At 67.3% G+C, this 11,059-nt stretch carries 13 protein-coding genes; 7 read left to right on the forward strand and 6 right to left on the reverse strand.

Annotated elements, in window-relative coordinates; all coding sequences use genetic code 11:
- Positions 1-19 precede the first annotated feature (19 nt).
- The 7 genes from H7841_09485 (at position 20) to H7841_09515 (ending at position 5,308) form a co-directional block, all read left to right on the forward strand.
- A complete protein-coding gene (locus tag H7841_09485; protein MEO5337110.1) occupies positions 20-457 on the forward strand; it encodes a hypothetical protein in 438 nt (145 codons plus the stop codon).
- Between the two features lie 12 nt (positions 458-469).
- Positions 470-2,248 (forward strand): phage tail fiber protein, encoded by a 1,779-nt coding sequence (locus H7841_09490; GenBank protein MEO5337111.1) that lies wholly within the window; start codon positions 470-472, stop codon positions 2,246-2,248.
- Positions 2,249-2,252: 4 nt separating this feature from the next.
- On the forward strand, positions 2,253-2,555 hold the full coding sequence (locus H7841_09495) for a hypothetical protein (GenBank protein ID MEO5337112.1): 303 nt from the start codon (positions 2,253-2,255) through the stop codon (positions 2,553-2,555).
- 2 nt (positions 2,556-2,557) lie between these two features.
- Positions 2,558-2,893 carry a hypothetical protein gene (locus H7841_09500; GenBank protein ID MEO5337113.1) on the forward strand — a complete coding sequence of 112 codons (336 nt, stop codon included), beginning with the start codon at positions 2,558-2,560 and terminating at the stop codon, positions 2,891-2,893.
- Positions 2,894-2,951: 58 nt separating this feature from the next.
- Complete coding sequence (gene terL / locus H7841_09505; protein MEO5337114.1) at positions 2,952-4,451, forward strand: phage terminase large subunit; 1,500 nt, start codon at positions 2,952-2,954, stop codon at positions 4,449-4,451.
- A 111-nt stretch (positions 4,452-4,562) separates the two neighbouring features.
- Complete coding sequence (locus tag H7841_09510; GenBank protein MEO5337115.1) at positions 4,563-4,877, forward strand: hypothetical protein; 315 nt, start codon at positions 4,563-4,565, stop codon at positions 4,875-4,877.
- Positions 4,874-5,308 (forward strand): cell wall hydrolase, encoded by a 435-nt coding sequence (locus H7841_09515; GenBank protein MEO5337116.1) that lies wholly within the window; start codon positions 4,874-4,876, stop codon positions 5,306-5,308. The genes H7841_09510 and H7841_09515 overlap by 4 nt, the downstream gene beginning before the upstream one ends.
- 386 nt (positions 5,309-5,694) lie before the next feature.
- Here H7841_09515 and H7841_09520 read toward each other — a convergent pair whose 3' ends face one another.
- From H7841_09520 to H7841_09545, 6 genes are all read right to left on the reverse strand, one after another.
- The gene (locus tag H7841_09520) at positions 5,695-6,357 is read right to left on the reverse strand and encodes an N-acetylmuramoyl-L-alanine amidase (GenBank protein MEO5337117.1); all 663 of its coding nucleotides are present in this window, start codon (positions 6,355-6,357) and stop codon (positions 5,695-5,697) included.
- The gene (locus H7841_09525; protein MEO5337118.1) at positions 6,354-7,211 is read right to left on the reverse strand and encodes an EamA family transporter; all 858 of its coding nucleotides are present in this window, start codon (positions 7,209-7,211) and stop codon (positions 6,354-6,356) included. The genes H7841_09520 and H7841_09525 overlap by 4 nt, the downstream gene beginning before the upstream one ends.
- Entirely contained in the window at positions 7,208-7,948 is a 741-nt protein-coding gene (locus H7841_09530) for a TerB family tellurite resistance protein (GenBank protein MEO5337119.1), read from the reverse strand. The genes H7841_09525 and H7841_09530 overlap by 4 nt, the downstream gene beginning before the upstream one ends.
- Positions 7,948-9,234, reverse strand: a complete 1,287-nt coding sequence (locus H7841_09535) for an HlyD family type I secretion periplasmic adaptor subunit (GenBank protein ID MEO5337120.1) — start codon at positions 9,232-9,234, stop codon at positions 7,948-7,950. The genes H7841_09530 and H7841_09535 overlap by 1 nt, the downstream gene beginning before the upstream one ends.
- On the reverse strand, positions 9,231-10,733 hold the full coding sequence (locus tag H7841_09540; protein MEO5337121.1) for an ATP-binding cassette domain-containing protein: 1,503 nt from the start codon (positions 10,731-10,733) through the stop codon (positions 9,231-9,233). The genes H7841_09535 and H7841_09540 overlap by 4 nt, the downstream gene beginning before the upstream one ends.
- A partial coding sequence (locus H7841_09545; GenBank protein ID MEO5337122.1) for an MBL fold metallo-hydrolase occupies positions 10,734-11,059 on the reverse strand: 326 nt, incomplete at its 5' end. It lies immediately after the preceding gene.

Consider the following 11,059-nt stretch of genomic DNA (forward strand, 5'->3'; position numbering starts at 1 on the left):
GGAGTGACTTATGGGGAACATGAACCCCCTCGAGGCCGCGATGGACATTGCCGATCTGTTCAAGGGCGACCGGTCGGCCAAGCTGCAAGGGCGCGCCATCGCCGCCGAAGCCGAGGCCAAGGCCCAGCAGATCCAGCAGGCCACGGCCATGAAGAACCAGCGTCTGGCGGCGCAGCAGCGCCAGGCGCTCGGCACCCAGCGCGCCCGGTTCGGCGCCATGGGGCTCGATTCCGGCTCCGGCTCCGGCCAGGCGGTCCTGGACGGCCTCGCCTCTACCTTCGACGACGAGGCGGAAGCCAACCGCAGCCTGGCCCAGATGCGCCTGGACGAGATCGGTGAAAGCACCGCCTACAAGCGCCAGCAGAACCTACTCGATGCCTCCCACCGGCGCATGCAGTGGCTGTTTTCCAACGCCAAGCGGTTCCTGCCCAGCAAGAACCTTCTCTCTCAGCAATAGGGAATTCCGGAAATGACCGAACACATCCAGATCGGGGACGTTTCCCCCCGCATCCAGTACGTCGCGGACGGGGTACAGACCCTGTTTACCTACCCCTTTCCCGTCTTCGCCGTCGCCGATATCGAGGTCTACGTTGATACGGTGAAGAAGGTGCTGAACGCCGACTATTCGGTGACCGGCGCCGGCACGTCCAACGGCGGCACCATCGGACTTTCCGCCGCGCCCGTCGGCGGGGCGGTGGTGACCCTGCGGCGCAAGCTGGCCATTCAACGGTCCACCGATTTCCAAGAATCTGGTGACTTCCGTGCCAAGACCATCAACGATGAACTTGATCGCCAAACGGCTTTCGCCCAGCAAGTGGCGGACGATCTCGGCCGCTCGATCCGCCTGGGCGATACCGACGTGGCCGCAACGCTGACCTTGCCGGCCAAGGCGGCACGGTCGATGAAGATAATGGCCTTCGACGTCGACGGAAACGTCGCGGTATCGTCACGCAGCTTGGCCGAGATCGAGACCGATGCCGCCAATGCCTCGCTTCATGCGGCCAACGCGGCATCTAGCGCGGCGGCGGCAGCGGTTGCGGAAGGCTCCGCCGCCTCCGCACGCGACGGGGCGGAACAGGCCCGCGACGAGGCTCAGGCGGCAGTCGGGGGTATCAAGGTTTCGGCCAACGACACCATGATCGGGAATCTTGAGGCCAAGCTACTGGCCAGCGGGTTGGCGGGACTGACTACCCAGAACGACGGCGGCAACGAGACCCGAACCCTGGACGTGCCCATCGCCTCCCAGGCCGAAGCCGAAGCCGGCACCGACAACGGCGTCGCGATGACGCCGCTCCGCGTCGCGCAGGCCATTGCGTTTCAGACCGGCGGCACGTCGGAAAACGACCGTCTGTTCGCCCTGTCCATCGCCGAGTTGAAGGGCGACCGCTACAACATGGTCGACGGCATCGCCGATCCCTTCGCCGACGAGACCGACGTGGCCACCAAGACAGGCGCCACCTACGACGCAACCGAAGATTACTACCACAACACCGCTTCGGGATACGGCATCAACCTGTTCACCACGGGGAATGGCTCCGCTTCGTCTCCGGCGGGAACGCCCGGCAATTTGATTGACGGCAACGAGGCGACTTGGTGGACCGGTACCGCAGCGCCGCAATACTGGACTTATACCTTCTCGGGTTCCGGCGAGGTGATCTCCAAGTTCTCGCTGTCGAACTCTTCATCGTCCGGCAACTACGGTCCCGGCGCCCTCTCGCTCAAGGCCAGCAATACCGGGGCGTTCGCCGGGGAGGAGGTGACGTTCCTCGACCTGTCCGGCTTGTCGAACTGGGCTATCCCTGAGACCCGTGAGTGGACGTTCGCGAATTCGACGACCTACAAGTACTGGCGGCTTACCGTTACGCAGATTCTCGGCGGATCGTCGGTCACTCTCGGCGAGGCCAAGGCCTACGCCGCCGCGTCTCCGTCGGACATGACCCTCGTCTCGTCCGCCTTCACGGCCGACGCCGTGCCCGCCACGGCCCGGCTGGCGATCCAAACCAAGCCCATCGACGGCATCACGATCAACACCGATCTCGTCGGCAAGGTCGGCCGCGACGGCGGCACGACCTGGACGGCCGCGACCCTGATGGCCGTCGAAACCCTGGCCGACGGCACGACCCTTTACGAGGACGCCGACATCGACATTTCCGCCCAACCGTCGGGGTCGGCGATGAAGTACCGGATCGAAACCGCCAACGGCAAGCAAATCCAGGTCCACGGCGTGGTCCTGCAATGGAAGGATTGATGCGATGACCGCTAGAAGAATGAAGAAGCCGCTTTCCCCCGTCTTGCGGGTGAAGGCGGAGGCCCGTCGGCGTATCAACGCCCGCTTTCCGGAGTGGAGGCAGGCCAACATGACGGCACGTGCCGTTGAACTGATACGCCGCGGCGAGGCGACCTGGACCGAGGCCGAACAGGCCGAAGCGGCCTTGATCGATGCCGCCTGGGCCTGGATCAAGTCGGTGCGCGCGGCGTCCGACGCCATTGAGGTTCGGCTTGCCGCCGAGCCCGGTTTGGAGATCGGCGACGACGATCTGTGGCCGGACTTTTGACCATGGCGGGTTCACGTAAGAAGGCCAGCGGTCCGGCCACCATCGAAGAGGCGCGGGGGGTGCTGTCCCTGCGCTTGCCCGCCCTCATCGCGGCGGCCATGGCCGGTTACGAGGCCCTGGCCAAGGACCCGCCGCCTGCCGATGCCAAGGAGGCGGCGCAATACCATGCCGCCTGCCGGGCCGCCCTAGGCCACCTGGACCTGCTGGCCAAGCTGGCCCGCTGGGTCGACGGGTCGGACAGGATGTCCGGTCCGGGCGGGCCTGCCGACGAAGACCCCTCGTCCCTGATCGCCCGCGCGCGGGCCGCCCTGGGCGAGGGGGAAGACCCAGAAGCTTGAACCAGGAGAGCGCCGCAGCCGAGGGGCGGCGCCCTCTTCCTTTCGAGGGAAAATTCCGATGACCGATCCCCAAGCCGACTTTTCCGCCTTCGTCTGGATCTGGAACGAACGCCAGTCGCTCAAGACCCCAGACCTTCACATCCGCATGGCGCGCTGGCTCGACGAAAGCTGGCGGGCGCGCCATCATCACCTGCTGCTCATGGCCTTCCGCAACAGCGGCAAGTCCACCCTGGTCGGCCTGTTCTGTGCCTGGCTGCTCGGGCGCGATCCCAACCTCCGCATCCTCGTGATGGCCGCCGATCTGGCTTTGGCCCGCAAGATGGTGCGCAACGTCAAGCGGATCATCGAACGCCACCCGCTGACCAAGGGCTTGAAGCCCGAACGAGCCGACCAATGGGCCTCCGACCAGTTCACCGTCAAGCGCCCGGCCGAACTGCGCGATCCTTCCATGCTCGCCAAAGGCATCGGGGCGAACGTCACCGGTTCGCGCGCCGACGTCATCATCTGCGACGACGTCGAGGTGCCCAATACCTGCGACAGCGTCAACAAGCGCGCCGACCTGCGCGAACGCCTGCACGAATTGGACTACGTCCTGGTGCCGGGCGGTCTGCAGCTCTATGTCGGTACACCCCACACCTTCTACACCATCTACGCCGAGGAGGTGCGGCGGGAGACCGGCGAGGAAGCGCCCTTCCTGGCCGGGTTCCGTCGTCTGGAACTGGCTGTCGTCGACGAGAAGGGCGAAAGCCGGTGGCCGGAACGCTTCCCTGCCGCGAAGATCGAGGCCATCCGGCGTCGTACCGGTCCCAACAAGTTCGACAGCCAGATGATGCTCAGGCCCACCAGCTTGGCGGAAGGCCGGCTCGATCCCGATAAGCTGCGGGAATACACCGACGATCTTGTCTATGCCGAAGGCAACGGCGAAGCCACCCTCTCTCTGGGCGGGCACCGACTAGTCTCGGCCTCCTGCTGGTGGGACCCCGCGTACGGGTCTCCCGGCAAGGGAGATGCCAGCGTCGTCGCCGCCGTCTTCACCGATGCCGACGGCGACTACTGGCTGCACCGCATACGCTACCTGCGCCATGATCCGGCCAAGCTTGCCGAGGTCGACGAGGCGACTCAGCTTTGCCGCCAGGTTGCCGCCTTCGCCGACGAATTCTTCCTGCCGGCCGTACGTCTGGAAAGCAACGGTCTCGGTAAGTTCCTTCCGGGCCTGTTGCGCCGCGAGTTGCGTGCCGCCGGCCTGGCCTGCGCGGTCGTCGAAATGACGAGCACGCGGAACAAGGAACTGCGAATCATCGACGCCTTCGATGCGGTCCTGGCAGCCGGACGGCTGCATGTTCACCGCGAGGTCTGGTCGACGCCCTTCATCACCGAGATGCGGGAATGGACCGCCCAAGGGTCAGGTCCCGACGATGGCCTGGACGCGGTAGCCGGCTGCCTGCTTACCGAACCGGTCCGCCTGGCGCGCCTGGCCGACCCCGACGACATCCGCTCGCGGGGTCGATGGCGGCCAGGCACCGCGGGATGGAAGGCGGGCCTCGATTTCGAGATCTGAATACGAGGCAACAGATTTCCTCATCGTCGGGGAAATCGGCACCATCGGTGCCCTCACGAAGCCCCGCTCCGGCGGGGCTTTTCCTTTCCAACCAACCACGGAGTCACGTCCATGAAGGAAACCTGGACCGTCGACCTGATCTGGTGGATCACGGTCGTCGAGCTTCCTGCGCTCGCGGGACTGTTCTGGATGATCTGGCGCAACCGCCAGGATCTGGATCAGTCTTTCGACGCGTGTCGGCAACGTTGCGATGCCGATGTCGCCGCTCAGAAGGAACGGCTGTCGGCCTATAAGCTGGAGGTAGCGCAGCACTATGCTTCCATCTCCTATCTCAAGGAAGTGGAGAAGCGCCTCACCGAACATCTGGTGCGGATCGAGGACAAGCTCGACCGTAGCCCCCGCGACCACAAGGGAGCTTGGTCATGACCGGGCCCCAGCCGCAAAGCGAGGCCATCGACGTTCTCGCCCGCACTCTCTACGGCGAGGCCCGCGGCGAGCCGGCCGAAGGCAGGGAAGCCATCGCTTGCCTGGTGATGAACCGGGTTCGCAAGGCGCGCGGACGCAAGGGTGGCTACTGGTGGGGCAACACGGTGGCCGAAGTGTGCCGCAAGCCCTGGCAATTCTCGTGCTGGAACGCGGACGATCCCAACCGCGAGGCGCTGCTGAAGGCCACCGCGCGAAACAAGGTCTTCGCCGTCTGCCTGCGCATCGCCCGCGACGCCATCGAAGGTCGGCTCTCCGATCCCACGGGCGGTGCCACCCATTACCACGCCCGGGGTATTACTCCTCCCTGGGCCAGGCGGCGCTCGCCCAAGATCGTCATCGGCGACCACCTGTTCTACGTCGACGTGGAATAATCCGTCGGACGGGCCCGTGCTCCACCGGGGAGGGCCCGTCCGGCATCCCCGCCCCGAAATTGCGCAGGTGGCCATGGATTTCCGGCGTAGGCATGCCGGGGGCGTACGTCGAGACGATCTTGTCGGCGAAGCCGGGAACCCGACAGGATGAAGCCGAGAAACAGGCCGCGTGGAGCGCCGAACCGCCCCGCTTGGTGGTCAGGAACTGGCGGGAGCCAGGGTGCGGCTAACTCCGCCCGAGGTCTGCGGAGAGAACCAGGTCCCCGATTGGGCATCTCGACCGAATCAGGCGGAAAGGTGGAGTGCCAGGCATTGACACCGGTTAGAGAACCAACCGGCCAACGAGTCATTTCAAGGGTTGGCCAGTATCACACGAGAAATCCGGATTAGATCGCCAAGGCCGCTAACAGGCCGACGGTCTCCGGGTCCGGGTGGCCGTCGCAACGGGTCGGCCGGAAGTGGCGCTGAAAGGCAGTCAGGCTGGCGGCCGGGTCTTCGGTCTCGTAGCCGCAGGCGGCCAGCCAGGCCTTCACCTCGTCGGGCGGGGCCATTCGCAAGCGGGCGCCCGTGGGCCAGCGCCCGATGCCCTTGGCCGCCAGGCGGCGCCAGTCGAACATCTCGCCCGGATCGGCCTTGCGTCGCGGCGCCACGTCCGCATGGCCCACCACGTTGGCGGGCGGGATCGCGTGGCGGTCCAGGATGTCCCGGCACAAGGCTTCCAGCACCGCCATCTGGGCCTCGGGAAAGGGGCGGTAGCCGAACTCGTGGCCGGGATTGACCAGTTCGATGCCCAGCGAGCGGGTGTTGACGTCGCTTCGCCCGCCCCAGGAAGCCAAGCCCGCATGCCAGGCCCGCTTATCCTCCGGCACCAGACGATAGAGTGTTCCGTCCTCGTCGACGACGTAATGGGCGCTGACCTCGGCCGCCGGATCGCACAGCCTCGCCAGAGCCTCGGCGGCGGTCCGCATGCCGGTGTAGTGCAGCACCAGCATATCGACAGCGATTCCTGCCGGGCGGTTGTTCCAGTTGGGGGACGGCAGATCGATCATCGCGCGGCTCTCGCCTGGAAGACCTGGATGGCGGCCACGCCGCCCAGCGTCATGGCCCCGCCCAGCAGCAAACGCAAGCCCAAGGGCTCATCCAGCAGCCAAGCGGCGAACAGCGCCGCCAGCACCGGCGACAGCAAGGTGGGCGGCACGGTGACGTTCACCGGGTAGCGCTTGACCAGATGATACCACAGGCCGTGGCCGACGATGGTCCCCCCGACGGCCATGAAGGCGGTGGCGCCCCAGCCCCGCCAGTCGGCGGCCGCCAGCGCCGGCAGGTGGCCGCTTTCGACCACCAGGGAGACGGCGAGCAGTTGCGGCGCCCCCAACAGCGCGATCCAGGCGTTCAGGGCCATGGGATGGACGTCGCCCAGCCGCTTGATGCGGATGGTGGCGTAGGCCAGCGTGAAGGCGGCGGCCACCACCATCAGGAAGGAGGGAGCGTCACGGCCGTCGGGCGCCTCGCCGGCCAGCACGGCGACCCCGGCGAAGGCCAGGGCCATGCCGGCGATCTGCAAGGGCCGCAGCTTCTCCCGGTAGAACAGCCAGGCCAGCACGGCGCCCCAGACCACGAAAGTCTGGGAGGCCATGGAGGCCGGTCCGGCACCCACGCCTTCCAGGCCCTTGAACAACAGTCCGAAATGGACGACGCCCACCAGGCCGGACAGGATCGCCAGTTCCCTCATCGACGTCGGCGGACGGCGCAGGTAGGGCGCCAGCAGCAGTGCCACCAGGACGAAGCGGAGCGCGATCATCAGCAAGGCGGGAATCTGGGCCAGCCCGGCCTTGGCGAAGACCATGTTGAGCGCCCAGACCACCAGGACGGTCGCCAGCAGCCAGCCGTCCCGGGGCTTCATTTCATGCCCCGTTCCTTGGCGATGCGGTCGTAGGCGGCGTTGATGGCGGCCATGCGACGGTTGGCCTGTTCGGCGAACTCGGGCGGCAGGCCTTGGGCGACCAGGCGGTCGGGGTGGTTTTCGCGGCTGAGCTTCCGCCAGGCCGCCTTGATCGCGGCATCGGCGGCACCCCGTTCGACGCCAAGGATTTCGTAAGGGTCCGCTTCCTGGGGCGGCATGTGGGCTTGGCGGATGCGTTCGAAGGCCTGCGGCCCGAAGCCGAAGATCGCCGCCACCCGGCGCAGGAAGTCCAGTTCGGCCTCGTGGATCGCGCCGTCCGCCTTGGCGATGGCGAACAGGCCGTCCAGAAGTTCCACCAGCACCGCCGGCTGACCCGCGAACAGGCTGGCGATCTGGGCGGCGTAGGGCTCGAAGCCGGCGGCGTCGGCCCGCGCCTCGTCGAACAGGCGGCCGACATTGCCGATCTCGTCGGGCGGAATGTGGAACAGGCCGCGGAAGGCGGCGATCTCGTCGCGGCTGACCACCCCGTCGGCCTTGGCCATCTTGGCGGCCAGCACGATCACCGCCATGGTGAAGGCGAGTTGGCGTTCGGCATCGTAGCCCAGCGCGGGCGGAGCCTCTTCCTCCCGCCGCTTGTCGAAGAAGGCATGCCCGGCCACCGCGCCGGCCAGGGCCCCCAGGGGCCCGCCCATGGCGAAGCCCGCCACGCCGCCGATCACTTTGCCCCAGATACTCATCAGCGCTCCCTGAGTGCCATGTGGTAGGTGCCGAGGAACGGCTCCAGCAGGTATTCCATCACCGTGCGCTGGCCGATCCGGATGTTGCATTGGACCTGGACGCCGGGCACCAGGCTGTAGCGCAACTGCTTGCGTTCGAAGTAGTCGCGGCCGGTTTCGATCCGCACCCGGTAATAGGCGCCGCCCTTTTCCTGCTGGAAGGCGTCGGGGCTGACCTGGACCACCTTGCCTTCGATGTCGCCCAGCCGCACCGCGTCGGCGGAAGCGAGGCGCACCACCGCAGTCTGGCCGGGATGGACGTAGCCCACGTCCTGCACCGGCAGCTTGGCCTCGATGACCAAGCGGTCGCCTTCCGGCACCAGATCGACAACCGAGCCGCCGGCCTTCACCACCCCGCCCAAGGTGGCGACGTAAAGGGTCTTGACCAGCCCCGCCACCGGGGCGCGCAGCACCGTGCGGGTCAGGCTGTCTTCGAACTTGCGGAAGCGGGCGGAAAGTTCTTCCAGGTCGCGGCGCTTCTTTTCCAGATCGCCGTGAACTTCCTCGTGGAAGCCGGTGCGGATGTTTTCCATCTGCTGGCGGGCCTCGCGGATCGAGGCCTGAAGGCGCGGCAGGGCGGCTTCGTCCTCGGCCACCGAACTGCGCAGGCCCGACTGCTCCTTCAAGAGGTTGAGATGCACCATGCGATTGGTCAGGTCGTCCTTGAGCAGTTCCTCGCTGATCTTCACCTGCTCGTTCAGGTGCTTCAGCTTGTCGCGGGTATTGCCCAGCCGGGCGGAGATTTCCCGCACCTGCTGCTCGCGCTGGGCGACGGTTTCCTGGGATTGGGCGATCTGGCCCTCGATGCGGGCGCGGCGGGCATCGAAAAGGCTCCTGGCCTCGCGCACGGCGCCCGGATGATCGGCGGCGAAGTCGGCGGGAAAGGCGATCTGCGTGGCCCCCGCGGCTTCCGCTTCCAGGCGGACGATGTCGGCCTTCAGCGAGGCCAGGCGGGCGGTCAACTCGCCCACGTCGGCGCCGGTCGATGTGGGTTCCAGGCTGACCAGGGGCTGGCCGGCTTCGACCCGGTCGCCTTCGGCGACATGGATCTCGCGCACGATGCCGCCTTCCAGGTGCTGGACGCTTTTCAACTGGGTGGAGGGGATGACCTCGCCCATGGCGGTGCTCACCACCTCCAGGGTGCCGATGCCGGCCCAGGCGAGAAACCCGCCCACCAGGGCCACGCAAAGCCAAAAGAAGGCCCGCGTCGCGGCGCCGACGGCGTCTTCCGGCCCTTCCCCGTTCATGGCGTGTCCCCCGCCTGGACGCGCGGCACCGGCTTGGCGTTCAGATCGACCACCCAGCGGGCGCCCCGGATCGTCGACGGATCGTGGGTCAGCACCACGATGGTGCGCCCGCGCCGGGCCAGGTCCATCAGCACCGCGTTGACCCTTGCGACGCCTTCCTTGTCCAGACCCTCGCCCGGTTCGTCGATCACCGCCAGCATGCCGTCGTGGGCGAGGGCCCGGGCGAGGGCGAGGCGGCGGCGGATACCCAGCGCCAGGTTGTCGCCGTGGCCCGTGATTTCGCTCGCCAAGCCTGCGGCGCTGCGGGACACGAAGTCGCGAAGGCCCGCCTGGTCGATCAGGGCCGACAGGGCCTCGTCGTCCAGGTCCGGATTGACCGCCCGGATGTTTTCCGCCAGCGTTCCGTTGAGGAAGCGGGGCTCCTGCGGCAGGTAGATCACTTGGCGGCGCCACCATTCGGGCAGGACTTGGGCCAGGTCGACGCCGTCGATGAAGATCTGGCCGCGCGTCGGTTCCACCAGGCCCAGCAGCAGGCGGGCCAGGGTCGTCTTGCCGGTGCCGTTGCCTCCCGACGCCACCAGCAGGCTGCCCGGCTCCAGGCGCAGGGTGAGGGATTCGAACAAAGGCCCCTTGGCGTTGGGATAGGCGAAGGCCAGGTCGCGGAATTCCAGGGCGCCCGCGTAATGGGCAAGCTTGGACCCCTGCAGGCGTTCCATGGGCAGGCGGGCGAATTCGCCGATCATGGCCCCGGCGTGGCCCGCCTTGGCGAAGGCCTCGGCCAGCTTGGCGAAGGAGACGATGGGCCCCAGGGCCTTGCCGGCCAGGATGTTGCAGCCGATCAGGGCGCCGATGTTCAACTCGCCCTTGACCACCAACACGGCGCCCAGGGCCATCACGGCCACCGCCATCAGGGCCTGGCCGGTCTGGGTGGCGGATTGCAGGAGGCCCTGGCGCAGGCCGATGACGGTCGCCAGGCGGCGCTGGCGCGCGTCTTCCGTTTCCCAGGCCTGGCGGACGAACCCGCCCAGATTGAAGGCGCGTATGGTGTCCGCGGCGACGATGGCCGATGCGATCAGGCCGCCGCGCCTGCCGCCCGCCACCGCCAGGTCCTTCATGCGGGAAGCCAGGCTGGCGGAAGACGCCAGGCTGCCCAGCAGCACCAGCGTGATGACGGTGGAGGCCACGACGGCGATGGGCGGGCTCAGCAGGAACAGCATGCCGACGAAAACGAGGGCGAAAGGCAGGTCCAGCAGGGTGGCGACGTTGCCTGCGGTGTAGGCGCCGCGGATCTTGTCGACGCCGTCCACCACCTCGCGCCGCATGCCGGGCGAGATCATTTCCAGGGTGCCGGTCCGGGCGCCGGCGAGCACGCCGAAGGCGGCTGCCAGCGACGCGAGCTGGGGGATATCGAGCGACTTGGCGACGTCGCCCTTGCGGCGCGCGTCCTCGAGCTTCTTGGGTGTCGGCTCTTCTGTCTTGGAGGCGGCGTCTTCGGCCATCTAGCTGAAGACCTCCAGCACCTCGCGGAAGCGCGAGAACACCTCGCCCAGCGCCGAGGCCATGCCCCAGCGCGCGCCCGGCATCCGCGCACGCAACTCGCGACCCGCGGTCAGGTGGTCGGCGTGCGCGTGCGTGTCGAGAATCCAGTGTACGTTGAGATCGAGGTCACGGACCAGGCGGCTCACGCGATCGAGCGAGTGCGCGCTCGTCAAGTGCGTCGCGGGATCGTAGTCGAGCACGGGGTCGATCACGACCGCGTCGCGTGTGAGTTCATCCCACGCGACGTACGTCAGAGACGAAGTCGCCGGATCGAAGAAGGCGTGCA

The organism is Magnetospirillum sp. WYHS-4 (genome assembly GCA_039908345.1).
In the GTDB taxonomy this organism is placed as follows: domain Bacteria; phylum Pseudomonadota; class Alphaproteobacteria; order Rhodospirillales; family GLO-3; genus JAMOBD01.

Excerpts from the sequence above, each read along its gene's own strand:
- terL (MEO5337114.1), top strand. The coding sequence starts at position 2,952 with ATGACCGATCCCCAAGCCGACTTTTCCGCCTTCGTCTGGATCTGGAAC.
- H7841_09500 (MEO5337113.1), top strand. The coding sequence starts at position 2,558 with ATGGCGGGTTCACGTAAGAAGGCCAGCGGTCCGGCCACCATCGAAGAG.
- H7841_09485 (MEO5337110.1), top strand. The coding sequence starts at position 20 with ATGAACCCCCTCGAGGCCGCGATGGACATTGCCGATCTGTTCAAGGGC.
- H7841_09535 (MEO5337120.1), bottom strand. The coding sequence starts at position 9,234 with ATGAACGGGGAAGGGCCGGAAGACGCCGTCGGCGCCGCGACGCGGGCC.
- H7841_09530 (MEO5337119.1), bottom strand. The coding sequence starts at position 7,948 with ATGAGTATCTGGGGCAAAGTGATCGGCGGCGTGGCGGGCTTCGCCATG.
- H7841_09490 (MEO5337111.1), top strand. The coding sequence starts at position 470 with ATGACCGAACACATCCAGATCGGGGACGTTTCCCCCCGCATCCAGTAC.
- H7841_09495 (MEO5337112.1), top strand. The coding sequence starts at position 2,253 with ATGACCGCTAGAAGAATGAAGAAGCCGCTTTCCCCCGTCTTGCGGGTG.
- H7841_09515 (MEO5337116.1), top strand. The coding sequence starts at position 4,874 with ATGACCGGGCCCCAGCCGCAAAGCGAGGCCATCGACGTTCTCGCCCGC.
- H7841_09540 (MEO5337121.1), bottom strand. The coding sequence starts at position 10,733 with ATGGCCGAAGACGCCGCCTCCAAGACAGAAGAGCCGACACCCAAGAAG.
- H7841_09510 (MEO5337115.1), top strand. The coding sequence starts at position 4,563 with ATGAAGGAAACCTGGACCGTCGACCTGATCTGGTGGATCACGGTCGTC.
- H7841_09520 (MEO5337117.1), bottom strand. The coding sequence starts at position 6,357 with ATGATCGATCTGCCGTCCCCCAACTGGAACAACCGCCCGGCAGGAATC.
- H7841_09525 (MEO5337118.1), bottom strand. The coding sequence starts at position 7,211 with ATGAAGCCCCGGGACGGCTGGCTGCTGGCGACCGTCCTGGTGGTCTGG.